Source organism: Desulfocurvibacter africanus subsp. africanus DSM 2603, assembly GCF_000422545.1.
In the GTDB taxonomy this organism is placed as follows: Bacteria; Desulfobacterota; Desulfovibrionia; order Desulfovibrionales; family Desulfovibrionaceae; genus Desulfocurvibacter; species Desulfocurvibacter africanus.
This window is the reverse complement of record NZ_AULZ01000016.1, coordinates 91,260-117,005: the sequence shown is the minus strand read 5'-3', so window position 1 is coordinate 117,005 and position 25,746 is coordinate 91,260. Positions and strand designations below refer to the sequence as shown.

The following is a 25,746-nucleotide window of genomic DNA, read 5'->3' as shown; positions in this document are numbered from 1 at the left end:
GAGACAGTTTGGTCCCTATCCTCTGTGGGCGTAGGAGAATTGAGAGGGCCTGTCCCTAGTACGAGAGGACCGGGATGGACGAACCTCTAGTGTGCCTGTTGTCGCGCCAGCGGCACCGCAGGGTAGCTATGTTCGGCAAGGATAACCGCTGAAAGCATCTAAGCGGGAAACCTGCCTCAAGATAAATTCTCCCTGAAGACCCCTGGTAGACCACCAGGTTGATAGGCCGGAGGTGTAAACATGGCAACATGCTCAGCTGACCGGTACTAATTGGTCGTTCGTCTTAATTCGCTAAAAAATTCCTTTCGTCTCCACCTAATCACTATATATTTGCCAAATTTCCTGGCGGCCATAGAGGTGGGGCCACACCCGATCCCATTCCGAACTCGGCAGTTAAGACCACCCTCGCCGATGATACTTGGAGTCCACTCCTGGGAAAGTAGGTCGCCGCCAGGTTTTTTCTTCCACAGCAAGGCCCCGAAGCTCACCGCTTCGGGGCCTTGCCGCGTTTGCGGGGCCGAACACAGGCTTACGATTGTACCCCTGGGCTTCGGCCCGCCGGACCGCCAAACACGCCACTCGCTCCGTCCGCCCCGCAGCGGCAAGGGCTGGGACACACGACACGTTAGCTGCGTTACTACGGAGGCTGCTAAAAGTTTCTCAGCCCACCTCTCCAGCCCCAGCCATTCCCCGAAGGCGAGCGGGCGGGCGGGAAACCTTACATGGCCTCCTATAGATATTTGCGATTAGGAGTGCAGGCCTCGGTTTTTGAGCGAATGAGCAAGTACGAGGGGTCTACCTGCGTATTTGCGAGGACGTGGCTAGGCGTTGCGTGGGCTGACGAGTTGTCGGTTTCTACAATGCCAGTTGCCGCATCAATCGCTTGACGGCAACGCGCCAGTTCGGATGTATTGACACTTCTCGCGGCGAAGAAGTGCGCCGCGCGAGATACATGATCATCCAGAGCGGACAGGCTCCACACAGATGGTTGATTATCTGTTCAAACAACCAAGTCCTTAGTTATTTCAAGGTCAATATACTCTGCAGATACCCTTAGTTGAGGTCCATATGATAGCTATTACGCCGCAAGAAATGGCGCAGCGTTGCGGCGGTGAAGCCGAACATCCACTCGTGTGTCTGGACGGCTGCACGGTGCGCATGACCGGCTGCGACATATTAACGGATGTGCGCCTGACCCTTCGCGCTGGACAGGGCTGGGTCGTACTGGGCGGCAACGGCGCGGGCAAGTCCACCCTGCTCAAGCTCCTGCGCGGCGATGTGTGGCCGGTTAATCCGGATTGTCGCCTATTTTTCAGCGAAGATGGCCCAAGCGCCAGCCCGATCGGATTCCGCGAGCATACTGCCCTGGTTTCGGCCGAGCTGGCCGAGGAGTATCGACGGCTGGAGTTCCCGTTGACCGGCCGCGAATGCGCTCTCACGGGGCTGTGGAGCAGCCGTTTCCTGGCCGGGCCCGTGGCTGTGGAGCATGTGGCTCGTGTCGAGGGCCTGTTCCAGGCCCTAGACCTGGAGGAGCTTCTGGAGCGGTCCATGGCGGTTATGTCCGAAGGACAGGCCAAGGCGGTTCTGCTCGTGCGCGGCCTCGTGGCCCGGCCGCAGGTGCTTTTCTTGGACGAGGCCTTCGACGGCCTGGACACCGAACGGCGGGCCGTGGCCATACGGCTGGTGGCCGAGATTGCGGCCCAGGGCGTCAGTGTTGTTCAGGCCACGCATCGATCGGAGGAGATCGTGGCGGGTCTGCGTATGGGCCTGCTGCTTGAACAAGGTCGGGTCGTCTTTGCCGGCGAGCTGGCAAGGGCCCTGGATGCATACGCTGGCCACGATTCCGCTTGGCCTTGCGCGCCTGCTGCCGAAGCGGCTCGGGACGATGGGCCTGTGCAGCCAGCAGTTCCAATAGTAGAGCTGCGCAATGCCTCGGTGTCCTTCGCGGGACGGCTCGTTCTGCGCAAGGCAAACTTCGCTTTGCGACCCGGAGAGCAGTGGGGTCTGGTGGGGCCAAATGGCGCAGGCAAATCCACGCTGCTCAAGCTGCTGGCCGGCGATCTGTATCCCATGCCCGGAGGCGAGGTGCTGCGCCACGGGCAATCTGAGCCCCACGACCTATGGCAGGTGCGACGCGAGGTGGGCTATGTATCCGCAGAGCTGCAGGCCTGTTACGATCCACAGGCCACGGGACTGGAGACGGTGATCTCCGGATTGCGCGGCTCCGTGGGCCTGTATGCTCCTCCCGAGGAAGAGGAGGAGGCTGCGGCCAAGGATCTGCTGAACGGGTCGGGCCTGCAGGAGCTTGCCGGCCGGCGCCTGGAGAGCATGTCCTTCGGCCAGCGTCGCAAGCTCATGATCCTGCGGGCCATGGTTCATCGGCCGCTCGCCCTGCTCCTGGACGAACCTTTGAGCGGGCTGGACCTTGCTTCGCGAGAGGAAGTGCGCATCTTTCTGGAAGGCTTGCGCACGGCTGGCGTGGCCCTGGTCATCGTTTCGCACCATGAGCAGGACCTGCCCCGCAAGCTCGACGGACAACTCCGGCTGGAGGCCGGGCGGCTCCTGGCTGGTCGAGCTAAAGGCCAGAAAGCCCTTTTCTCCGGCTGCGGATTGGGGTAACTGGCATGCGACCTCGGAACCGACATCGAGGCAACGGCCATAATGGCCTGTGGATGGCCATTGGGCTGGCCGAAACCTTCTGCCTCTTCACCGATATTCATCATGGCACGTAGCAACGTGAAGCCGAACAATCAGCAAGCGATGGAGGCCTCCGGCCGGAACCATTGCGAGGTCTGGAGCATTCTGGACGAAATTCTACCAGTTCACCCGCGGAAGGGCGTGGAGTGCGCCTTATTCCTGGAAAGCATGCCGGCTCGCATGGCCGCGGCACTGCATGCGGATTGGTCCGCGGTCTGTCTGTTGGACGAGGCCGGAACGCTCAAGGCCGCCTACCCGTATCCCGGCAAGGGCGACCGGTCCGGGTCGCTGACAGAGTCGGCCGCCAAGAGCGTGCTGACCCAATTTTCTACGCCTGGATGCCGCTCCGTCAGCGTTGACGATCGCCAATATGGCATGCTTGCCAAGCTCATGGGAGCCGAACCCTCGGGGCCGCTGCTGTGCGCTCCGCTCATCTGCCAGGGCCAAGTGCACGGGTTGTTCTGCGCGGCCAGGCGCAACGGACCGGATCTTGGCGACGAACAGCGCCGACTGGCGGATGTGATGGCCGACATGGTCTGTTTCATCCTGCAGCAGGGCGTGGAAGCCAGCGTGGCCGTGGATGACAGCCAAGCCGGAAACGAGTCACCGGCGCCGAGCATCGAGGGCAGTTTCCGCGCCATACTCGAGAACACCGGTACTGCGGCCATGATCGTCGCAGCAGACATGACCATCGTGCACATCAACACCGAGTTCGAAAAGCTCGTGCACCTGCCAAGGGAATCGGTGCAAGGCCGCATGAGCTGGATGGACTTCTGTCATCCCGACGACCTCGAACGCACTATGTCCTATCACCGCACCCGCCTCGCCCAAAAGTCGTCGGCGCCCAGCGCCTATGAAACGAGGCTGGTGGATTCCGCGGGCGAGGTGCGTCACGTCATGGTCACGGCGAGCCTCATTCCGGGCACCAGTCTGAGCATCGTGTCCATGCGCGATGTATCCGAACTCAAGGATGCCCTCTTTCAGCGCGATCTGCAGAAAGCCTATTTCGAGCAGCTTTTTGAGAGAATCCCCCTGGCCACTGTGCTCGTGGACCCGCAGGATCGAGTCATGGCCGTGAACAACGCCTTCGAGCGGCTGTTCGGCTTCGGCCGCGAGGAGTCCCAAGGCCGGAGCATCAATTCGCTTATCGTGCCTCCGGAGCTGACGGACGAGGCCACGGGCATCTCCAGGCAGACGCAGGACGGTCAACTGGTTTTCGCCGAGTCCAAGCGGCGCACGGCCGACGGCCGCACGCTCGACGTGTCCATCATCGGCACGCCCGTCTACGTGGGCCAGCGGCAGGAGGCGGTGTTCGGCATCTACCAGGACGTCACCGAACAGAACCGTACACGCCAGCAGCTCGTGTACCAGGCCAACCACGACCACCTCACGGGCCTGTCCAACCGCCGCCGGCTGCTCACGCGCGTCGGCGACGCCATCCGCCGTGGCAAGCATGTCGACCGTTATGATTTCGCCGTGCTCTTCCTTGACCTGAATCGTTTCAAGGTGGTCAACGACAGCCTGGGCCATCTGTTCGGCGACGCCATGCTCATCATCATCGCGCGCATGCTCCAGGACAGCCTGGGCGACAACGGCGTGGTAGCCAGATTGGGCGGCGACGACTTCGGCGTGCTCGTGGAGCACCCGCAGGTGGAGGATTTCGTGCGCAGCTTCGTGCGCCGGGTGCAGGAGCGGCTACGCACTCCCTTCCAGGTCATGGGCCGCCAGGTGACCACCTCGGCCAGCGTGGGCGTGGTCTTCGGCCGAGCGGAGTACGCTCGGGCCGAGGATTACCTGCGCGATGCGAGCCTGGCCATGCAGCGCGCCAAAGTCGAGGCCAATGAGAACTGTCAGGTCTTCGACGGCCGCATGCACGACCACGCCATGCGCCGCATGCTCCTGGAATCGAGCCTGCGCACGGCCCTGGACAACCAGGAGTTCGTGATGCACTACCAGCCCATCGTGGAGCTGGTCAGCGGCGAAAAGCGCGGCTACGAGGCGCTCATCCGCTGGAATCGCAAGGGCGAGGGCATCGTGCCGCCCGACGAGTTCATTCCCCTGGCAGAGGAGACCGGGCTCATCGTGCCCATGGGCTACTGGGCCCTGGAGCGCGCCTGCCTGGACTTCGGTCGATTGTGCGCCCCGAATAGCCACGAGCTGAGCCTGTCCGTGAATATTTCGGGCAAGCAGTTCCGCGATCCGGAGATCTATTCGCGGGTCAAGTCCATCCTGCGCCAGACGGGCATGCCGGCCGAGCGGCTGCGCCTGGAGATAACCGAAAGCATGCTCATGCAGGACCCGGAGAATGTCTCGCGCATCCTGAGCCGGCTCAAGAACCTGGGCATCAAGATCAGCGTGGACGATTTCGGCACGGGCTATTCATCGCTGTCCTACCTGAGCCGCTTCCCCATCGACGTGCTTAAGATCGACAAGGCCTTCGTGGCGCCGCTGGAGCAGTCCTCGCCCACGGCCGTGCGCCTGGTGCAGACCATCATCACTTTGGGCAACAGCCTGGGGCTGGAAGTGGTGGCCGAAGGCGTGGAGAGCTCGAAGCACGTGAGCCGCCTGACATCGCTGGGCTGCAGCCTGGGCCAGGGATATCTCTTCGCCAGGCCGGCTAGTCTGGCGGACTCGGGCTGTTGAGCTTCGCTCCTACCCCAGGCTGACCCTTTCGAAGCGCATTTCCGCCAGATCAATCAGCAGCATTCCGCCCGCCAGCGGCGAAGGCTTGCCCGTGAGCAGCCGGACAGCCTCGGCGGCCAAGAGCGAAGCCACTACGGCCACGCTCTGGGCCGGTGTGCCTAGAGTGTCCTCGGCGGATGAACCCTGGCCCAGGAACTCGGCCGGACCTGGCTGCCCCGGCCGGACCACGGCCACATAGCCGGTAAGGCCGGCCATGGCCCCGGTGATCAGCGGAATGCCCGCCATTGCCGCGGCGCGCTGCAAGGCCAGGCGGCTGGCCAGCCCGCCCAGACAATCCAGGGCCAGTTGCGCGCCGTCCAGGAATTTGGGCAGGGTTTCCTCGATCAAATAGTCCTGCAGCGCCTCGACGGTCACGGCCGGATTCAGGTCGTGCACGCGCAGAACGGCGGCTTCCGCCTTGGGCATGCCCAGCGTGGCCTGGGTGGACAGGAGCTGGCGGTTCAGGTTGTGCTCCTCGAAGACATCGGCGTCGGCGGCGCGGATGCAGCCCACGCCCATGCGCGCCAGAATCTCCAGCACATGGCCGCCCAGGCCGCCCAGCCCGACCATGGCCGCGCGCGAGGCCAGCAGCCGAAGTTGGCCCTCCACGCTCAGGTTGCCCTGGTTGCGCAGGTAGCGCCTGGGCATGATGCCCTGGAGCAGGGCGGCCATCTGCACCTCGCGGCGCGAAATGCCCAGATCCTGGGCCAGCCAGGCCTCGGCCGCCAGGGGCAGCACGCGGCCCGTGCCGCCGGCTGGCAGCCGTTCGTCGCGGGCGCACTCGGCCACCCGTCCGGCGATGTCCTGCACGGCTAGCCTCCGCCCACGGCCGGGAAGAGCCCCAGACGGTCGCCATCCTTGAGGCGTGTGTCCAACTCGGCTTTGACCCCGTTGACGAAGATGAGCTTCACATCCTCTTGGGCCAGCCCTAAACGTGTCATGATCTCACCCACGGTAGCGCCGTCGGGCAGCTCGTACCTTTCCGCGCCGGGGGGCGTGTAGCGGGACAGGGTGGCAAAGCATTTGAGTTCGATATGCATGGAGATGTCCTTTTGACCTTATATAGCCTGATTCGCCGTTAAACTGAAGCCCGCATGCGCTTATGCAGGGGCTAAGAAAAAGGCCCTTTCGCGAGAAAGGGCCTTTGATTCGAGCGATGAGGCGGATGCGTCGAGCTTAGGCCTTGGCGCCCTGCAACTCTTCCACGGTGAAGTCCCAGCTCACGTTGTGCGGGGCCAGGGGCTCCTTGAAGAAGTCGGGCAGTTGGTCGTCGGCGGCGCTGAAGCCGGCGCGGCGGTTGAACTCGTACTCGTCCTTCAGGATGCTCGTGCCCAGGGCGGCCACGTCGTCGGGCGTGGTCTTCTGGCCGGTGCGAGCGGTGATCATGTCGCAGATGGTCTGCATGCCGTCGGGCGTGTCAAGCACGGCGAAGGCCACGAACAGGCACAGGCCCGAGGCGTCGATGGCCGCCGTGGCGATCTGCAGGGCCTTGGAGGTCTCGACCTGACCGGCCTTGTTGTGGGGGTTCACGTCGCCGCCGCACTTGAGCACGTTCTGACAGACAGCGTAGCCGGCGGTGTGGTCCGCGCCCATCGGGGTGGTGGCGTAGGTTACGCCCACGCCCTTGACCGCGCGCGGGTCATAGGCGGGCAGGGCCTGGCGCTTGACCACGGGCACGCGGGTCACGCCGTAGGCCTCGGCCATGAAGGCCGTGCCGTTGCCGACGATGCGGCCCAGCGGATCCTTGGGATCGGCCACGCGGTTGAGCAGCTCCTGGGCGGCCTTGGCGTCGCCCCAGGGCAACAGGCCGCCGTCCATGGCCACGGCAACGGTGTTGCCCATTTCGATGGTATCCAGGCCGATGTCGTCGCAGATGTGGTCCATCTTGGCGATCTCATCGATTTCCTTGATCATGGAGTTGGGTCCCAGAGCCCAGACGGTCTCGTACTCCAGGCCGGAGGTCAGGTACTTGCCCTTCTCGTCCACGAAGGTCTGCGAGCACTGGATGGCGCAGCCGGTGTGGCAGCCCTCGCGGACCTTGCCGCCGCGCTTCTCCATGAGCTCGGTCATCTTCTCGCCGGATACGTCGGCGGCCCACTGGAAGCGGCCGTCGCGGAAGTTCTTGGTCGGCAGCGCGCCGGCCTCGTTGATCACGTTGACCAGGATGGCCGTACCGTAGCCGGGCAGGCCCTGGCCGGTGACGGCGTGGCCGCGCAGGATCTCGGCCCAGCGCTTGGAGGCCGTCTTGAATGCTTCGTCGTCGGCATAGGTTACGCCCGCGGCGCCGGTATCATCGACAACGATGGCCTTGACCCGCTTGGAGCCCATGACCGCGCCCATGCCGCCGCGTCCGGCGGCGCGCGCCGGGCGGTACTTGGTATCGGTGAACTGGATGGAAGCGCTCTGGCGCAAGGTCTCGCCGGCAGGGCCGATGAGCATGGCCGCGGACTTGTCGCCGAACTGCTTCTGCAGGGCTTCGGCCGTGGCGTAGGTGCGGGTGAAGGTGAACTGGGAGGCGTCGTGGAAGGCGATGCCGTCCTTGGTGATGGCGATTGTGACCAGGGGAGCGTCAGCTTCGGGCTGGTCCTCCAGCACGATGCCGATAATGTCCATCTTGGCCATCTTCTGGGAGAACTGGCCGCCGGAATTGGCTTCCTTGATGCCCAGGGTCAGCGGGGACTTGGCGCCCACCGAAATACGGCCTGAGCTGGCCGCGCGGGTGCCGGACAGAATGCCCGTGGCGATGACCAGCTTGTTTTCCTTGGACAGCGGATGACATGTGGCCGGGACTTCATTGAGCACCAGGCGGGACGTAAGGGCGCGTCCACCAAGGCCCAGGTACGGACCCATGTCTTCCAGGCGATACTCGCGGGTGCGAGTGTTGATACGTAGGATCTTAGGCATTGTTTCGCTCCTTGTATTGTTGGAAGCGTCAAGTGAGCTTCTATTCACGATGTTGGTTTTATAGACACACTAGAATATGCGTGTCAAAGAAAAGTGCCATTGCTATGTCTGTGATGGCATAATTCATTACTATGTCTTTCATGACATAACCGTTACATTGCCGGCATGGCTTCCGGCAGGTCTTTCCCTTGGCCGTGGAGCAGTGTATGGTTAACCAAAAGCTCGGTATCACACAGAAAGAGAGGGAACTCATGCGCGACAGCAATTTTCCGCTTCTGACGCTCCGGGCCGGACAAAACTTCGATCGGCCGTGGCGGGCGCTTTTCCGTCGCGGGGTGGGCATTCGCCTGACGCTGGGCTGCAGCGTGCGCCAAAGCATATGCACCGATCTTGGCGTGGACCCGGAGTACGTGGATCAGCGCATTCGTTCCGTATTCCTGGACAACAGCCCGCTGGACGATATCGACACGCCCAAGCTTTACGAAGGCCAGACGCTCAGCCTGGGCGGCGGCATGCCCGGCTTGGTGGGCATCACCCTGAATCGGGCCAGCCCGTTCTGCCACTTCCGCGGCGAGATCGGCTGGAAGGGCGACAAGGGCTGTACCGCTGAAGGCAGCGAGGGCGAAATCACGCTTAAGCTCTTCAATTTCGTGGCCGAAGACCTGGTGGAGCCGATGCTTGCCCGTGGCGCGATCATGCAGGCCGTGGACGTGGCCGCGCTGCTGCACGAATGCGCGCTGGAAAAGCCGGGGCTCGTGCATCTCGTGCATCACGCCGAGCTGGACGGCCGGGAAATCGCGCCCGCCGATCTCCCCTCGGCCTTGGAAAGCCTGCCCGGACGTGTCATGGTACAGGTGGCATGGCAGAAATAGCGCTGGACAGTCTCAAAGCGGCTTTCATCGAGGCCGCGCAGGCAGCGGGCAGGGAGATCCTGCGCGTGTACGGCACGCAATTCGGGGTGGAATGCAAGGCCGACGATTCGCCGCTGACAGAGGCGGACAAGGCGGCCCACGCGGCCATCAAGGCCGTGCTGACCGAACGATTCCCGGACATCCCCATCCTATCCGAGGAAGGCCGCCACCTGCCCTACAATGTGCGCAGGCACTGGCCGCGCATGTTCGTGGTGGACCCGCTGGACGGCACCAAGGAATTCGTCAAGCGCAACGGCCAGTTCACGGTCAACATCGCCCTGGCGGAGCACCAGCGCCCGGTCCTGGGCATCATCGGCGTGCCCGTGCAGGGCCTGCTCTACTGGGGCGGGCCGGACATCGGCGCGTTCCGCGTGGAGGACGGCCGGGAAACGCCCATCCGCACGCGCAAGCCCGAGCCGGGCCAAGGGCATGTTGTGCTGGAGAGCGTCTCGCACAAGAGCCCGGACATGGATGCGTATCTGGCCACGCTGCACGTGAGGCAGCGCGTTGAGGTTGGCAGCGCGCTCAAGTTCTGCGTTCTGGCCGAAGGCAAGGCGGATTTGTATCCGCGCTTCAACCTGACGTACGAATGGGACACCGCCGCCGGGCATGCGCTCGTGCTGGGCGCGGGTGGGAGTATGACGGGGTTGGACGGGGGGCCGTTCCTCTACAACAAAGAGAACTTGAAGAATCCGGGGTTCGTTGCGCGGGCGTAAGGAGTAAGTGCGTATAGGGCATGTGGCTGCTGAAAAGATTCTAGCATTCTATAGCTTAGTGTGAAAACCTTTTATCTTTTGGTTGATGAGGGTGGCAAGCTCCTGAGAAGATCGCATAAATCTGTGCATCTGGTTATGATTTTCCCAGTGCTACGCCCAATAATCCGGACCAATAAGAACTTCGAAATCAACTTGTATTGGCTTACCCCACTTTTCATAAGCTTCGAGCCTTTTTACTCTTGCTTCCAAGTCATTAATGTTACGTTTGGCTGGTGAATGTTTGGCGCTGCTGTAAATCCATGTTCTCCATTCCTTGTTTCCTTTTGATTGGTTGCATTTTCCACAAGAGGGAATAAGATTGCATATTTCGGAAATAAAACCTGTAGGCCTTTTATTCATTACAAGGGGGCGTAGATGGTCCCATTCAGTAGAGGCATTCCCGCAGTAAGCACATTGAAATGTTTCAGGGGTCATTCCTAAGATATCCAAAGCCTCTTTTATTTGATCTTCAGACGGTTGGATGACGGGAATAATTGAGTTAATAAATGCATTGGTAATGCTTGAGGATCTCCCTGTGATATTTACGGGGGTAGGCATTCGAAACATAGATTTGTAGACCATTTTGAAGCCTTTGATGACGGGAGAGGGGCTTGTGCCCCTCTCCCGTCGTAGTACTCGTCTTTACTCTACGTTAACCCAAACTTCCTCTTCGCCTCCAACCGCCGCGCATGCAATATCGGCTCGGTATATCCGCTCGGCTGTTCCCTGCCTTTAAAAACCAGATCGCACGCCGCCTGGAACGCCACGCTACCCTCATAATCCTTCGCCATGGGCCGGTACATCGCGTCACCCGCGTTCTGCCCGTCCACGACCTTGGCCATGCGCTTGAGCGTCTCCAGCACCTGCTCTTTCGTGCAGATGCCGTGGTGCAGCCAGTTGGCGATAGCCTGACTCGAAATCCTCAGCGTGGCGCGATCCTCCATGAGGCCCACGTTGGTCAGGTCCGGCACCTTGGAGCAGCCGATGCCCTGCTCGACCCAGCGCACGACGTAGCCCAGGATGGACTGCGCGTTGAGGTCCAGCTCTTCCTGGATGTCTTTGGCCGACGGCCTGTCGCCCTTCATGACCGGCAGGGTCAGCAGGTCATCCAGGCTGCCCCGGCGCTTGCCGGCCAACTCCTTCTGGCGCGCGAACACATCCACCTGATGGTAGTGCGTGGCGTGCAGCGTGGCGGCGGTGGGCGAGGGCACCCAGGCGCAGTTTGCGCCGGACAGCGGGTGGCCGATCTTGACCTCCAGCATCTCGCGCATGCGGTCGGGCTTGGCCCACATGCCCTTGCCGACCTGGGCCTTGCCCGAGAAGCCCGCCTCCAGGCCGACGTCCACGTTCAGGTCCTCGTACGCGGGCATCCACGCCTGGGCCTTCATGTCGTTCTTGCGCACCATGGGCCCGGCCTCCATGTCCGTGTGGATCTCGTCGCCCGTGCGGTCCAGGAAGCCGGTGTTGATGAAGATGATGCGGTCCTTGGCCTGGCGGATGCACTCCTTGAGGTTGACCGAGGTGCGCCGCTCCTCGTCCATGACGCCGATCTTGAGGGTGCCCTTGGCGATGCCCAGGGCCTGCTCCACGCGCGTGAACAGCTCGCAGGCGAAGGCGACCTCCTCGGGGCCGTGCATCTTGGGCCGGACCATGTATATGCTGCCAGCGCGGCTGTTCTTGAGCGGGCCCGTGCCCTTGAGGTCGTGCTGGCCGATGAAGGCCGTGGCCAGCGTGTCGAGCATGTTCTCGGGGATTTCCTTGTTGTCCAGGAGCACGGCTGGCGTGGTCATGAGCAGGCCGACCGTGCGCACGAGCATGAGGCTGCGGCCGTGCAGGGTCAGCGCGGAGCCGTTAGGCGCGGTGTAGGTGCGGTCCGGTTGCAGGGTGCGCGTGACGAACGTGCCGCCCTTCTCGAAGCGCGCCTGCAAATCGCCCCGGAACAGCCCGAGCAGGTTTCGGTAGGCCTGGGCCTTGTCCGCGCCGTCCACCACGGCCACGGAGTCCTCGCAGTCCAGGATGGTGGTCAGCGCGGCTTCCAGCACCACGTCCTTGACCCCGGCCGGATGGTCCTTGCCGATGGTGTCCTTGCGGTCGATGTGCAGCTCGATATGCAACCCGTGGTTCTTGAGCAGGATAAGCGACGGCTCGCTCCCGCCTGCATAACCGGCGAACTGCTCCGACTTCTTTAGGCCCACGCGCTCGCCGCCCTGCAATTCGACAACGAGGCTCTTGCGGCCGCCCGCGTCCTCCAGGCCGTAGCGCACGGCCTGGGCATGGCTGCCCATGGCCAGCGGCGCGGCCGCATCCAGGAACTCGCCTGCGCGGCGCATGACCTGCTTGCCGCGCTCGGGATCATAGCCGCGCTTGGTGGCCGCGCCTTCCTGCGGGATGACGTCCGTGCCGTACAGCGCGTCGTACAGGCTGCCCCAGCGTGAGTTGGCCGCGTTGAGGGCGTAGCGTTCGTTGGTGATGGGCACCACGAGCTGCGGCCCGGCAATGCGGGCGATCTCGTCGTCAACGTTGGCGGTCGTGATGCTGAAGTTGTCGCCCTCGGGCAGCAGGTAGCCGATGTCCAGGAGGAAGCGCTTGTAGGCCGCGTGGTCGTGGGCCTTGTGCTCCTTGTGCCAGGCGTCGATCTTGTCCTGCAACACCTGCCGCTTATCCAGCAACTCCTTGTTGCGCGGTCCCATGTCGACGACGATTTGCTCCAGGGCGCTCCAGAACGCCTCCGCCGAGATGCCGGTTCCCGGAGCGATTGCGGCGATGGTGTCGTATAGCGGCTTGGAAACCGCGAGCCTGCCTGCCTGCACTCTCTGGCTCATGCATGACCTCCTGACTGTGGCCGAGCGCCACGTTGGGGGATTTCTAGTACGACCAAGTCCCATGAATGACTCAAACTTGTGCAGGAGGCAAGCCTTTCAGGATTGCGCACGGGTTGGCAAGAAAGAGGAGAATCGGGAAGGGCCTAGACCTCCCCAACCCTTCCAAGCCGGCCAACACCAATTCCGAGCAGAACGTGTGCCGGTTGTCATGGAAGCGGCAGTCGTTAACGTCCTTTCTTCACGGTTGGTTCCGCGCTCAAGGTGTCGAGAACCTCAAGCAGACGCTTTTTACGTAAATGTTCTGATCGCAATCTGGCCAGATACTGTTCCCAGTCGGCTTCTCTCTTCTCCCGGAGCATGACCTTGGCTGCTTTTCGCAGATAGCTCGCCGCTTCATGATAGGCGCTCGGTTTGGTCCTGGCTATCTCCCGTTCCGCCAGGGTCTTCCATATGCTCACGGCCTGATCCGGGGCGTATGAGGCCACGGCCGTGGCCACGTCTTCGTCCAGGGTGCTGTACCCGAAGAAAGGCCTCTGTGGGCGGCGGTCGTACCAACGCAACACTTCCTCAGGGTTCTTTTCATGGATGGCGATCTCGATCAGAATGGAAAAATTGGGCAAGGTGTCCCTTTGTTCGAGCTGTGGGGTGTCCTTGTCTGGGGCCGGCAAAGGCCATTCCGGTTGTTTCCAGGGTTGCTGGCCACCGGCGAGGTATTCCAGGAGGGTGCGGCGGACTATCGTCCATATATCAAGCCGCTGGGCCGCTTTCTTACAGTTTTCAAAATCCTGAACTGAAGGACTCCGAACGAACTCCTCTACATGCAGAATCGCCACGGCTGGCCAATCTTGTTGGCGGATCCTGACAACCAGTAGCGCATCCCTGAGTTGGGAAGCAGTTCCCAGACGATCCTTATGCGTGGCCTGAACGCCTTTATGAATCCAACGCTCCGCATCCGCAAAGCGCTCCAAGGCAATCAGGCGCGTGACCAGGCGGACATAGCTGTCCGTCTTCTCGGCTTCAGCCTCGCACAGAGGGAGGATCTCCCGCTGCCTGCCGGCCTGTTCCAGGGCGTGTATGGTCCAGTTGGTGAGCTGGTCCCGCCAGTAGGCGCTCCCGAACTCGCTCTTGCGGAATTTCTCGGTGGCCAGGCGTTTGAGAAGGGCGTCGGCCACGATATTCCAGGCGGCGCTTGCGTGCTTTTCCCCCAGGTAGTCGGCAAGCGCGGCGCAAAGGTCGAACGGATCGTCGAGTACGGCATCCAAGGCCCACAAAAGCCTTTCGGCTTCCGGCAGAGAGGAGGCCGAAAGGGCGCGCGGAAGCACGGCGATGCTACTGGAGACCTCCATGGCCGTTTCGCCTTCGTCCTCGCTCGTTTCAACCTGGTTAGTGCCGCTTTCGATGATCTCCTTGCCGAGGTCAAGCACCGCGTCGGCATGGCCGGCGGTAAGCAAGGTTTCCAGTCTGTCGCGGATGCCGGAGTAGTCAGGCGTGTAGCCCTCGCCGCCCCAGCGGTCTTGCCACCCAGGTTCACTGCTGGCTTCGCGGATTTCCTCGCGCAAACGCGCCGTGAGCGCGGCGACATCTCCGGCGCGCAACTGGACAGTGTCCTGGAGTTCAGACGCTACTTCGGGATATTTTTCCACGAACCCCAGGATCATTTTGACGAGGTCCGCCTTCGTCATTTCGCTGAGCAACGTATCCACCTGGGCCAAGACATCCCTGGACAGCGCCGGCCCGCATGCGTCGGCGTCATCTTCGTCATCGCCATCAATATCGTCGTCGGATTTCCAGGCCAAAGGCTCGTCCCGCGGGTCCGCCTTGGGGATCGGTCTGTCCTGACCAACTCGGGCCAAGTATTCCAGCACTGTGGCTACGCCATGCTTGCAATCCAATTCGTATGGGCAGGTACATTGGGATTTGAGGATTCCCTCCGCATCCATGCGAACCTGGACCGCGTACCGCTCGGAACCGATGACGGAGGCGATGAGGCCGCCATCAGCGGTTACGGCCAGAGCCTTAACCCTGCCCTTGCGTTGGTAATCTCGACCTCGGCCAGCGATCTTGCTCCCTGCCCAGGTGACGAGATCGTCCCAGGACAGGGATTCGAAGTGCCGTGGAAGCGTCGGCTTGTCGGGCATGGCGCTCTGCCTTGTTAATGTCACCTGCCCCGGCAAAGCCGGGATTCAAGGGGGAAAGGTCAAAATGCTGCATATTATGCACGAGACAGTACCTGAAGCAAGAGTTGGTGGTGGCTTTGTAACCATTTTATTTTAACAGGTTATGTGAAAAACATAGGCAATCCACCAAGGGCAGCAGACCCTTGGAACCCGCTTTTTGTGCAGGATCATATCAGGAGGGATTGCTTCGAGAATATCGGCGGGATCATCAAGGCAGCATACGGGGGGCCAGGGGCGCGTCCGCCCCTGGCGGGAGGAGTTTGAGGAGGGCTGCGCCCTCCTCAAGCCTTTGGTTATAATCTTACGCGGCCACAACGTCGCGCGACTGGTAGAACTCCAGCCTGGGCGCGGCCGGGATGGCTCCGGCTTCGGCGAGCTTGGCGTAGAACGCGCGCAGTCCTTCCTGCTCCTCGGGGCCGAGGTCGTAGACAAGGCCGCGAAAGTAGGAGCGCAGGCTGGGCGCGTCGAGGATGCCCTGGGCTTCGCCCAGGAGCGCGTAGTCGGGCAGGCGGGCCGCGCCGTGGGCCTTGGCGGCCAGCAGAGTTCGCACGGCCCGGTCCATGCGCGGGCCGAGTTGCGCGGCGGCCTCGCGGCGCACGATCCAGACGCCGAAGATGAAGGGCAGGCCGGTCCAGGCGTTCCACTCGCTGCCCAGGTCCAGGGCGTAGGGGTAGTCTGGCAGGCGGCGCAGGCGCAGCGCCTCGTCGCCGATGGCCAGGAAGGCTTGCGGCGGCTCGCCGGCGGCCAAGCGGCTCCGGATGTCGCCGGTTTCGAAGTCCGGGCGCAGGCCGAAGCGCGTGGCCAGCATGAGGCGCAGCAGCGCGGCCGAGGTGTGCGTCTGGGCGCTGACCAGGATCTTCGAGGCGCGGTCCAGGGGCACGCGCGACAGGAGCAGCACGGACTGCACCGGGCCGCAACTGCCGATGGCCAAGTCGGGCACGAGCAGGTAGCGCTCGGGCCTGCGGGCGTACTCGATGGACGAGCAGGCTGACAGGTCCAGGCCGCCGGCCTCCATGATCGTGTTGAGCTTTGCTGGCGGGCCGGACTCGACCACGAAGTCGTTGTCCACGGCCCTGGTCTCCAGCGGATGGTAGATGGGCAGGACGTTTAGGTAGCCGATGCGCCCCAGGCGCACGGGCGCGGGAGTTTCGCGTCTGATCACGCGACCTCCGTGGCTCGGGCCGAGGGTTCCGGGGCCTGCGAGTAGTCCATGCGCCGCCGCCTGGGCGCGAAGCCCGCGTCCTCGATGAGCTTGCGAATCTCGTCCTCGCCCATGAGGAAACTCACTCCGGCCGCGGCGACCACGTTCTCCTCGATCATGGTCGAGCCGAAGTCGTTGGCGCCGTGGAACAGGGCAAGCTGGGCGATCTTGGGACCCATGGTCACCCAGGACACCTGCAGGTTGGCGAAGTTGTCCAGCACCAGCCGCGACAGGGCCAGGAAGCGCAGGTAGACCGGCGCGGCCTGCTTCTCGCGCACCGTGGCGGCCAGGGCCGTGTTGTCCGGCTGGAAGGTCCAGGGGATGAAGGCCGTGAAGCCGCCTGTGCGGTCCTGCGCGTCGCGCAAGGCAAGCAGGTGCTCGATGCGCTCCTCGTCCGTCTCCAGGTGGCCGAACATCATGGTCGCGCTGGTGCGCAGGCCCTGGTTGTGGGCTTCTTCCATGACCGCCAGCCACTGTCCAGCCGGGCACTTGTTGGGCGAGGCCTCCCGGCGCACGCGGTCCACGAGTATCTCGGCCCCGCCGCCGGGGATGGAGTCCAGGCCCGCGCGCTTCAGCCGGGCGATGACCTCGGCCGTGGACAGACCGGACAGCCCGGCGAAGTGCACGATCTCGGGCGGTGAGAAGGCGTGCACGTGGATGGGATGGTTGCCCTTGATGAAGCGCAGCATGTCCTCGTACCAGGACAAGGGCAAGTTCGGATGGTGACCGCCCTGCAGCAGGATCTGCGTGCCGCCCAGGGCCAGGGTCTCGTCGATCTTGCGGCCCAGCTCCTCGAAGGGCAGCACGAAACCCTCGGGCTGGCCCGGAGCGCGAAAGTACGCGCAGAACTTGCAGCCGCACACGCACACATTGGTGTAGTTGATGTTGCGGTCCACCACGTAGGTCACGATGTCGGCCGGGGCCTTGCGCAGGCGCAGGGCGTGCGCGGCGTGGGCCAGGTCGTGCTGCGGGGCCTCGCGCCACAGGCGCAGGGCCTCGGTTTTGTCCAGGCGTCCGCCGTCCACGGCGCGGGACAGGATATCGGATGTCTCGGCTAGCTGGCGCATGCGGCCTCCTGGGATGCCGGGCCTAGCAGTGCGGATGGCTCGGACAGTTCGTTGAACAGGGAATCGCGTTCCACAGGCGTAAAGCCGCAATGGCGGATCATGGCCATCAGTTCGGTCTTGGTCAGGGCCGCCTCGGACTTGGCCCCGGCCATGTGTCCGATCTTCTCCTCGACCACCGTGCCGTCCAGATCGTCGGCCCCGTAGTAGAGCGCGGCCTGGGCCTGCTTGACGCCGAGCATGACCCAGTAGGCCTTGATGTGCCGGATGTTGTCGAGCATGAGCCGGCTCACGGCGATGGTGCGCAGCTCCTCCAGGCCGGTCAGGGGCGTGATGCCCGTCAGCCGGCTGTTCTCGGTCTGGAAGGGCAGGGGGATGAAGCAGGTGAAGCCACCGGTCTCGTCCTGCAGGCGGCGCAGGGCATCCAGGTGCTCCATCCTGTGGCGGCGCGTCTCCAGATGGCCGAAGAGCATGGTGCAGTTAGTGCGCAGGCCCATGGAATGCGCCAGACGGTGGATGTCCAGCCATTCCTCGGCAGTGAGCTTGTGCGGGCAGATGCGCGTGCGCACCTCGGGATCAAAGATCTCGGCCCCGCCGCCGGGCATCATGACCAGTCCGACGTTCTTGAGTCTGGCCAGCACCTCGCGCGGGGTGATGGATTCCAGCCTGGCGAAGTGGGCGATCTCCACGGCCGTGAAGCACTTGAGCAGGGCCTTGGGTCGCAGTCGTTTCACGCGCGCGAGCAGCTCCTCGAAGAAAGCCAGCGGCAGGCTCGGGTGGCAGCCGCCAACGACATGGATTTCGGCCGTGTCCTCGGGCGTGGCGCGCACCTTGGCCTCGGCCTCTTCCAGGCTAAGGGCGAAGGCCCCGTCCTCGCCGCGCTCGCGGCGGTAGGCGCAGAAAAGACAGCCGTTCACGCAGATGTTCGTGTAGTTCAAGTGGCGGTTGACCACGAAATAGGTCTTGTCGCCGTGCAGCCGCGTGCGCGCGTGATGGGCCAGCGCGCCCAGGGCCGTGACGTCCGGGCAGGCGAAGAGCCGCTCGCCGTCCTCGATGCTCAAGCGTTCGCCGCCCAGAACCCTGGCGGCGACATCGGCTAGGCCCAGGCGATCGTAACGGGCGTGCATGGTGGCTAAATCGGTCATGATTACTCCGTGCTGCCTGCGCACAACCCGTGGCGCAGAACGTCCACAAGCTGGTCGAGGCGGCGTGCAAGGGTCTCGGGATCGGCGCGGTGCAGGCCGCAGGCCGCGTCCATGTGCTCCACGGCATAGGCCTGGAGGAAACGGTCCATGGCCGCGTCCAGGAAGAACACGGCCCAGTCGGGGTCCAGGCCGGGCCGCAGCTCGCCGCGCTCCAGGCCGTCGGTCACCAGCCGGCGCAGGTACTTGCCAGACTGGGCGCGAGCCTCGGCCAGCAGAGGGCTGCGCATGGGGAAGTCCTCCTGGAAGACCACGCGCAGATAGAGTCGGTACAGGCGCGGGTGGGCGTCGATGAAGCGCACGCCGGCCAGCAGGCTGGCGCGTATGCGGTTGCAGAAGTCCAGGTCGCCGGAACCGTCGCGTACCTGACGCAGGGACGCGGCGAACTCGGCGGCGGCGTGGCCGAAGGCGAAGCGAAACAGGGCCTGTTTGCTGCCGAAATACTTGAAGATGGAGCCCTTGGCGATGCCCAGCCTGGCCACCATGCGGTTCACGCTGGCAGCCTCGAAGCCGCGCTCGCTGAACTCCTCCACGGCGGCCTCGATGACGCGCTCGCGCTTGGCCGGCTCCAGGTTGCCGAAGGTTTTGCTCGGCTCGCGGCCGTCGATCATCTCCGCGACGATGCTCGGCTCGTCGCTCTCGGTTCGCTCGGCGGCGGATGGGCAAGGCGGCTTGTGCTGCGTCGACATGTTCGATTGCTCGGCTGTTGCTGCATGCAGTAACTGGAGAGGGGCGCTACCCCTCTCCAGACCTCTCCCCGCCAGGGGCGGACGCGCCCCTGGACCCGCGATGTTTGGGTCAGGTAAAAAGGTCTGGTGACCAGGTGGTCATCAGGGTATAGGCAGGCCGAGAGAGGCTGTCAATGACCGGGTGGTCATCTGGTAAAGAGTAAGCCATTCAGGTAGGATATGATGCGAGCACTAAGTCTGGGCATCTCGCCTTGCCCTAACGATACGTACATTTTCGAGGCCCTGGTCCATGGCCGCATCGACATGGGCGGGAGCACGTTCGACACTTGCCTGGAGGACGTGGAGACGCTTAACGCCAGGGCCGGGCGGGGCGAATACGACGTGGTCAAGATCAGCGTGGCCGCTGCCGTGCGCTTCCTGGACAAGTACGCCCTGCTGCCCTGCGGCGGCGCGCTGGGCCGGGGCTGCGGGCCGCTGCTCGTGGCGCGTCCGGGCGTGCGGCTGGAGGACATCGCCGACGCGCCTGTGGCCATTCCGGGCAGGCTGACCACGGCCCACCTGCTGCTGGAGCTGACCGGTCTGCACCACGGCCCGCGCCCCGTGCTGCGTTACGACGAGGTCATCCCGGCCGTGGCGGAAGGCAAGGTCGCTGCCGGCGTGGTCATCCACGAGGGCCGCTTCACTTACGAAGCGCATGGCTTGCGCAAGCTTCTCGACCTTGGCGAATGGTGGGAGCGCGATACGGGCCTGCCCATTCCGCTGGGAGCCATCGCCGTGCGCCGCAGCCTTGGGCCGGATATTGCGCGGCAGGTGGCCGAGGTCATCCGCGCCAGCCTGATCCACGCCCGCCTGCACCCCGAGGACGCTTGGCCCTGGATCACGTCCCACGCGCAGGAACTCTCGCCCGAGGTCATCCGCGCGCACATCGAGATGTTCGTGACCGACTTTTCGCTGGATTTGCGGGAAGAGGGCCAGGCGGCTGTGATGCGGTTGCTGGAAGCGGCGGCGCAGGTGGAGGGAATGAGATTGCCTGAGGCCGACATGTTTAGCGGTGTATAAACAGCCAATACATAATCGGGCAGCCCGCCTTTGAGGGATTAGAGCATTTTGCTTTTGAAAATGCTCTGCAAGCCATGCGTCGGCATGGCTTGCCGCCGCGTAGGCGTAGGCGCAATTCACTTGCGCCATCAACGCCGGAGCGGGCGTCTTAAAAGCAATCTGCTCTAAAATAGCCTGGATTGCTTTTTTTAGCTTTTATCCACAATGATTAGCTTTTGTTCAATAACAGCAGCAGGCATTATGAGTTTCAAGTTGTCAGTCAATGTTTTACCTGCCTCGTACAAGCTCTCCAGTGGCATGGCAGGCAAGCTTTCCAATATGAACCATATGTTACGAGTTTCAGAGCAAATGCGTGTTCTTACACATTGCCGCCAGTTCCAACGACGGCAAGTTACGCCGACATCATCGCGCCAAATGACTTCTCCTTTAGCAGGAGACTCATATGCTGCTTCACCATTTTTCATTATGTCGAAGCTCTCCGTGCCATCAGCAATGGTCAGCCTTGGCATCCCTACATAGGCAGCTATATTTTCTCCTCCCACAGGAATGGCATAGCGAATACTTACTGCATTATAGAGATTGACGATCGGGTCTATGCTCGGGAGACAGCCATCTTTCAATACGCGCTTTCTCAAAGCGGCTGCTGAGCAAGAAGTCCGATTCGGTTTCGCTCCAAACCGCTTGAAAGCTTCAGCCCACTCCTCCATATGCTTCTCAGCCCAAGGGACATCATCCTCCAGGACAGATCTACACGCATTCTCCAACACTTCTCGTGCAATGTCTGGGTTCCCAATTTCTGAACCCTCCACTGTAACATTCAGGCATTTGAATTCAGGTGCGATTTTATATATCGCAGGGTCAATTGATGGAAGAACGGAAACCATCAGATAATCCTCTTAGTGACTCATCGTTCTCACGTTACATGAGAACTGCCTGAAATTTGGGACGAAAACGGCCAAGGGATGACGAATTTGGCCGACATTGAGGGGGCGGCGCCCTCCTCAATATTCGCCTATGGCCTTTCCCTCTTCTTCCTCACGATGCGATCAGCACGATCGCTCCCAGCGCCGCGCCCACGCCGCCCCATTGCCGTAACGACAGCCGCTCTTTCAGCAGCAGGCAGGCCAGCATGATGGTCACGCCAGGGTAGAGCGAGCAGAGCACGGCCGCGATGTCCAACCGCCCGAGGTGGGCGGCCATGGCGAACAGGGCGTTGCCCGTGGTGTCCAGCAGGCCGCAGATGGCGATGAGCACCATCTGTCGCTGGGACTGCGCCCGGATTCCGCCCCGCGTGAGCAGGACCAACCCGAACATGCTGATGGACGCACCCCTGGCGCAGAGCAGCGTCCACAGGAAGCCCTCGCCGCCGGCCGCGTCGATGCAGATGAAGAACAGACCAAACCCGGCTCCGGCCAGCAGGGCCATGAGCAGTTCGCGGCTGCTGGAGAGTTGCCTTTTGGTCATGCCGCCGGACGAGGACAGCAGCCAGACCGCGGCCATGGCAAGGGGGAAGCCCAACAACGTGCTGGCAGCTGGCAGGCCCTGGGTGAGCATGGCGAAAAGCGTGGGCAGCAGGGCTGCGAGCACGGCCGATGTGGGCGCGATGACGCCCATGCGGCCCTTGGACAGCCCGGTGTAGAGCCCCATGAGGCCCATGGCCCCGCACAGCCCGGCCATGGCGCCGAACAGGAGCGATCCTGCGGCGGCCATGGGCGCGCCCAGCAGCAGGACGAGGGCGAGCAGGAATATCGCTCCCACGGTCTGCGACAGGAAGGCCACGGTTATCACGCCCGCGCCACGCGTGGCGTATCCGCCGCTGAAATCGCTAGCCCCCCAGCTCAGGGCCGAGCACAGTCCGTAAGTCATCGCCAATGCATCCGTGGCGGCCATGGAGTTCTCCTGTATCGCATCAAGCACCGGGTGCGGCGCATCTTGTAAGCCAAACCGAACATAATAAGCTTTGCCTGCCGGGGCGAACGCTTCCCTCGCGCCTTTTGCGGCGTGGCTTGATCTAAAACCAGCAAGGCAAAAAGATGACGTGGACAGCCGTTCGGCTGAGCGCACCGCCATGGAGCTTCCAACTATCAGAGGTGGCTTGCGTCGTGAAATGAATACTTTTCAGATTGCATTAGCCAAGCTAATACAAATTTCATGTTCGACTACAGACTGCTGGAAGCCTTCGCGTGCGTGATCCAGGAAGGCGGCTTCGAACGGGCCGCCCGTGCCCTGCACATCACGCAGTCCGCCGTGTCCCAGCGCATCCGCCAATTAGAGGAGGCAGTTGGTCAGGTGCTGCTCACGCGCACCAAGCCGCCCGCGCCTACCGAGGCGGGTCGGCGAATGCTCAAGCACTGCCTCCAAGTGCGGCTGCTGGAGGAGGATCTGCGGGACAACCTGGGGCCGGGGGGCGGTGAGGACCATGTTTCCCTGGCCATCGGGGTGAACGCGGACAGCCTGGCCTTGTGGTTCCTGGACGCGGTGAGGCCATTTCTGCTGGCCGAGCCGGTTGTGCTGGATCTGCGCACCCTGGACCAGGAAGAGACTTTGCTCCTGCTGCGCGACGGCGAAGTGGCTGGCTGCATCAGCGCCGAGGCCCGCACCGTGCAGGGCTGCCGCGCGGAGCGGCTGGGCAGCATGGACTACCGGCTGACGGCCTCGCCGGGCTTCGCGGCGCGCTGGTTTCCTGAAGGCCTGAGTTTGGAGAACGTGAGCCGAGCGCCCATACTCGTGTTCAACCGCAGCGACACGCTGCATGTGAAGCTGTGCCGCCAAGCCCTGGGTGCGACTCCCGAAACGTTCGCGGCCTTCTATCTGCCCTCAACCGAACGCTTTCCCTGGGCCATTGCCGAGGGCCTTGCCTGCGGCATGCTCCCGGAGCAGCAGTCAACGCCGCTGCTGGCTGACGGCAGCATCGTGGACCTGGCTCCGGGCCATGTCCTGCGCGTGGATCTCTATTGGCACGCCTGGAACATCAACTCGGAGCTGCTGGGCAAACTCGGCCGCTGCCTGGCGGCCAGGGCTCGGGAGTTGTTGGGACCCTAGGGCGCAATGCCTTCCATGACCAAAGCCGCAAGTCCGGTCGCCGTGGTTTGTTCAAACCAAAATAAGCGACGTTGAATCTGCTTGGATACGCAGATCGATAGCATTACGGTCGAGCTGTTTTTACATTATTAGGTAAAAGAATGCTGCTTCATTGCGTTATGCCCTGTGGAGATAACAATGCTGAGCAGCCAGGCCGCTATCTCCCTACCTTTCTCAAATCAGACCCTGCCTAGTATTCAGATGTCGCTGCTATGCTTTGACATCTTCAATGCATCCATGATTGAATGAATAAACAATTTGCCTGGATGAAGGCAGTATGGATTACCCACTCCTATGGATATATTAAGGCGTTCAGCTTGATTGCATGCATGGATATAAATAAGCGGTTCGTGTGAGGCAAACCTTGTGTGATTGCTTGTTGTATGTCCTTGGGTTTATAGCTTTAGCCATATTTTGTTATTAGTATAGCACATGAAGCAAATTGCCATCTCTTTCCTGTTTGTCCTCAGCATCTGCTGGGGTTTGCTGGCTTACCAGCGTGTGCCGCCACTGGAAAGGATCGAGCGGATCGCCCTGGATTGGCAGACGAGTTGGTTGCGCTGGGAAGCAAGTGGGGAGAGGCCTATCCTGATTGCCATCGGCGAGCGAAGTCTGGCTCTGCTTGGCCAATGGCCCTGGCCGAGATCCCGGCATGCCCGGCTGGTTGAACGGCTTGCCTCGGCGCGTATCGTGGCTTTCGACATTCTCTTCTCTGAAAAAGGCCAGGGTGATCTCGAATTCGCAAATGCCATGAGAAGTCATGGTCGGGTGATACTTGCCAGCCACGCCATGCGGACTCCGGCGCAGGGCCTCCCGCGCCTCGTTCCGCCGGTGGTGGAGCTCCTGGATGCCTGCCGCGATATCGGGCTGACCAATGTGGGCGCGGACATCGACGGCACCCTGCGCTTCCTGTGGCCCATTCTGGCGACCGAGGATGGCGCGTTTCAGTCGCTGCCCATTGCCGTGGGTCAGGCCTCCTGCGGCAAGGCGGAGCTCATGGCCTCTTCAGCTGCCGGCAGCTATTCAATGCGCCTGTGCGGCAACCAGTTTATCGCCGACAAGGAAAACAGGGTTTGGCTGGATCTCGTTCCAGAAGACTACGACAGCTACGAATATGTTGACGTGCTGGCCGGACGTGTTCCCGAGGCGACCTTCCAGGATCGGGTGATCTTCGTCGGCATGACCGCCGCCGGTCTGGGGGACGTGTATGCTCTCCCGCATAGGTCCGGCAGCCAGATGGTCCCTGGCGTCATCTACAATATCGAGGCCTACCAGGCGCTCAGATCAGGCCTGACGCTCATGCGTGCAAGCCCTTTGACCGAGGCCGCGTTGGCCATGCTCCTTGCGCTGGTCGGAGGCCTGCTCGCCCTGTTGCTTCCACCGGGCAGGTCAATCCTCTTGGCGCTGGGCCTCGTCCTGCTGCTCGGGCTGGGAGCCGTCGTGTCCCTGCACGGCCGGCTTTGGCTGGGCATCGTGGGCCCCGAGTTGGCTCTCGGCGGCACGTACATGGGGTTACTCGCCGCACGAAGCATGCGCATGCACTCGCTCAACCGCGTGCACCGCTTCTCTCTCAGGCACATTCACGACCTGCTCGGCAGCTCGCTCTGCAAGGATTTCGATACGTACCTGCGGGATAACTGGGATGCTTTGGGCGGCAGGCTCGGAATGGTCCTGCTGCATACCAATCTGCCCGAGGCCGAGTTGCCCAAGCAGCTCCAAGCCAAGGCCAGCCCGAATTCGATTACCGTTTTTTCATGCGGATACGAGGGGCAGAAGCACATCATGCTCATCCCCCTGGCGGATGGCGAGGCGACGGGCTGCTACTGCGTAGTCGGCTGGAGGAAACGCTGCGAGCTGCAGATATCGTACGCCATCGGCACGACGATGCTCTCCTGGCACTGGTATTTCACCATGCTGGAGCACGCGGAACGTCTAAACGAAAACCTCGTCGGGACGATAAGAGCTATATGCAGCGCCTTGGACGTCAGGGACGTCATCAGTGGCAAGCATTCCGAGCGTGTCTCCGCAGGCGTAGGCAAATTCCTGGAGCGTCTGCAAATGGACCGGCAAACGCGCATGGACATCCATTTCGGGGCGCTCATTCACGACATAGGCAAGATCGGCATTCCAGACAACATTCTGAACAAGACGGGCAGCCTTTCACCCGAGGAATTCGAAGCCATCAAGCAGCATCCGCTCATCGGAAGCCAGATACTCGCCTCGGTGCCGCTTCCCCAGACAGTCGTCCGGGGCATGCTCGAACACCACGAGCGGTATGACGGCAAAGGCTACCCGCATGGGCTCAAGGGCGAGGAGATCAGCCTTGCCGCCCGTGTCATAGCCGTCGTGGATGTATTTGACGCTTTGAGCAATGACCGGCCCTACCGCAAGGCCATGTCCAAAACGGAAGCCATTGAAGTCCTTGAGGGAGCGCGCGGGACCCAGCTCGATCCCGAACTCGTCGACATCTTCGTTAGCATCCTTCGGGAAGAAGGATAAGGA

Annotated in this window: 19 protein-coding genes and 2 rRNA genes; 9 read left to right on the top strand and 12 right to left on the bottom strand. The window is 62.4% G+C overall.

The annotated features are described in order from the left end of the window. From H585_RS0112275 to H585_RS0112260, 4 genes are all read left to right on the top strand, one after another. A 23S ribosomal RNA gene (locus H585_RS0112275) occupies window positions 1-291 on the top strand; the annotation flags it as partial. Between the two features lie 50 nt (window positions 292-341). Further along, window positions 342-456, top strand: a 5S ribosomal RNA gene (gene rrf / locus H585_RS0112270). A gap of 612 nt (window positions 457-1,068) precedes the next feature. Continuing rightward, entirely contained in the window at window positions 1,069-2,619 is a 1,551-nt protein-coding gene (locus tag H585_RS0112265) for an ATP-binding cassette domain-containing protein (RefSeq protein WP_027368038.1), read from the top strand. A gap of 102 nt (window positions 2,620-2,721) precedes the next feature. Continuing rightward, window positions 2,722-5,340: an EAL domain-containing protein gene (locus H585_RS0112260; protein ID WP_244432534.1), complete on the top strand. Its 2,619-nt coding sequence runs from the start codon at window positions 2,722-2,724 to the stop codon at window positions 5,338-5,340. Window positions 5,341-5,349: 9 nt separating this feature from the next. Here H585_RS0112260 and H585_RS0112255 read toward each other — a convergent pair whose 3' ends face one another. From H585_RS0112255 to H585_RS0112245, 3 genes are all read right to left on the bottom strand, one after another. Next, window positions 5,350-6,189 (bottom strand): HesA/MoeB/ThiF family protein, encoded by an 840-nt coding sequence (locus H585_RS0112255; protein WP_027368036.1) that lies wholly within the window; start codon window positions 6,187-6,189, stop codon window positions 5,350-5,352. A gap of 2 nt (window positions 6,190-6,191) precedes the next feature. After that, window positions 6,192-6,419 carry a MoaD/ThiS family protein gene (locus tag H585_RS0112250; RefSeq protein WP_027368035.1) on the bottom strand — a complete coding sequence of 76 codons (228 nt, stop codon included), beginning with the start codon at window positions 6,417-6,419 and terminating at the stop codon, window positions 6,192-6,194. Between the two features lie 136 nt (window positions 6,420-6,555). Next, the gene (locus tag H585_RS0112245) at window positions 6,556-8,283 is read right to left on the bottom strand and encodes an aldehyde ferredoxin oxidoreductase family protein (RefSeq protein WP_014259812.1); all 1,728 of its coding nucleotides are present in this window, start codon (window positions 8,281-8,283) and stop codon (window positions 6,556-6,558) included. A 251-nt stretch (window positions 8,284-8,534) separates the two neighbouring features. Between H585_RS0112245 and H585_RS0112240 the strand changes: the two genes are divergently transcribed. Next, window positions 8,535-9,155 (top strand): hypothetical protein, encoded by a 621-nt coding sequence (locus tag H585_RS0112240; protein WP_244432533.1) that lies wholly within the window; start codon window positions 8,535-8,537, stop codon window positions 9,153-9,155. Then, window positions 9,143-9,910: a 3'(2'),5'-bisphosphate nucleotidase CysQ gene (cysQ, locus tag H585_RS0112235; RefSeq protein WP_034627933.1), complete on the top strand. Its 768-nt coding sequence runs from the start codon at window positions 9,143-9,145 to the stop codon at window positions 9,908-9,910. Before H585_RS0112240 ends, cysQ begins: the two co-directional genes overlap by 13 nt. A 150-nt stretch (window positions 9,911-10,060) precedes the next feature. Here cysQ and H585_RS23065 read toward each other — a convergent pair whose 3' ends face one another. From H585_RS23065 to H585_RS0112205, 7 genes are all read right to left on the bottom strand, one after another. After that, window positions 10,061-10,531 carry an HNH endonuclease gene (locus tag H585_RS23065; protein WP_138708186.1) on the bottom strand — a complete coding sequence of 157 codons (471 nt, stop codon included), beginning with the start codon at window positions 10,529-10,531 and terminating at the stop codon, window positions 10,061-10,063. 65 nt (window positions 10,532-10,596) lie between these two features. Continuing rightward, window positions 10,597-12,771 carry a malate synthase G gene (locus tag H585_RS0112230; protein ID WP_027368032.1) on the bottom strand — a complete coding sequence of 725 codons (2,175 nt, stop codon included), beginning with the start codon at window positions 12,769-12,771 and terminating at the stop codon, window positions 10,597-10,599. A gap of 224 nt (window positions 12,772-12,995) precedes the next feature. Next, on the bottom strand, window positions 12,996-14,909 hold the full coding sequence (locus H585_RS0112225) for an SWIM zinc finger family protein (RefSeq protein ID WP_027368031.1): 1,914 nt from the start codon (window positions 14,907-14,909) through the stop codon (window positions 12,996-12,998). Between the two features lie 340 nt (window positions 14,910-15,249). Beyond that, a complete protein-coding gene (locus tag H585_RS0112220; RefSeq protein WP_027368030.1) occupies window positions 15,250-16,110 on the bottom strand; it encodes a menaquinone biosynthetic enzyme MqnA/MqnD family protein in 861 nt (286 codons plus the stop codon). Next, entirely contained in the window at window positions 16,107-17,216 is a 1,110-nt protein-coding gene (gene mqnC / locus H585_RS0112215; RefSeq protein WP_027368029.1) for a cyclic dehypoxanthinyl futalosine synthase, read from the bottom strand. The genes H585_RS0112220 and mqnC overlap by 4 nt, the downstream gene beginning before the upstream one ends. Next, window positions 17,204-18,358 (bottom strand): aminofutalosine synthase MqnE, encoded by a 1,155-nt coding sequence (mqnE, locus tag H585_RS0112210; RefSeq protein WP_027368028.1) that lies wholly within the window; start codon window positions 18,356-18,358, stop codon window positions 17,204-17,206. The genes mqnC and mqnE overlap by 13 nt, the downstream gene beginning before the upstream one ends. Window positions 18,359-18,360: 2 nt before the next feature. Then, window positions 18,361-19,104, bottom strand: coding sequence for a TetR/AcrR family transcriptional regulator (locus tag H585_RS0112205; protein WP_027368027.1), 744 nt, complete (start codon window positions 19,102-19,104; stop codon window positions 18,361-18,363). 219 nt (window positions 19,105-19,323) lie between these two features. Here H585_RS0112205 and H585_RS0112200 point away from each other — a divergent pair, with 219 nt between their 5' ends. Then, window positions 19,324-20,163, top strand: coding sequence for a 1,4-dihydroxy-6-naphtoate synthase (locus H585_RS0112200; protein WP_027368026.1), 840 nt, complete (start codon window positions 19,324-19,326; stop codon window positions 20,161-20,163). Window positions 20,164-20,351: 188 nt separating this feature from the next. Here the strand turns inward: H585_RS0112200 and H585_RS22555 are convergent, their stop codons facing one another. Continuing rightward, window positions 20,352-21,047: a B3/B4 domain-containing protein gene (locus H585_RS22555; protein ID WP_081678656.1), complete on the bottom strand. Its 696-nt coding sequence runs from the start codon at window positions 21,045-21,047 to the stop codon at window positions 20,352-20,354. Window positions 21,048-21,198: 151 nt separating this feature from the next. Beyond that, the gene (locus H585_RS0112190) at window positions 21,199-22,053 is read right to left on the bottom strand and encodes a DMT family transporter (protein WP_027368025.1); all 855 of its coding nucleotides are present in this window, start codon (window positions 22,051-22,053) and stop codon (window positions 21,199-21,201) included. Window positions 22,054-22,314: 261 nt separating this feature from the next. On the opposite strand from H585_RS0112190, the gene H585_RS0112185 reads away from it, so the two are divergent. Together H585_RS0112185 and H585_RS22175 are read left to right on the top strand one after the other, a co-directional pair. Beyond that, a complete protein-coding gene (locus tag H585_RS0112185) occupies window positions 22,315-23,205 on the top strand; it encodes a LysR family transcriptional regulator ArgP (RefSeq protein ID WP_027368024.1) in 891 nt (296 codons plus the stop codon). 471 nt (window positions 23,206-23,676) lie between these two features. Next, a complete protein-coding gene (locus H585_RS22175; protein ID WP_027368023.1) occupies window positions 23,677-25,743 on the top strand; it encodes a CHASE2 domain-containing protein in 2,067 nt (688 codons plus the stop codon). Window positions 25,744-25,746 lie beyond the last annotated feature (3 nt).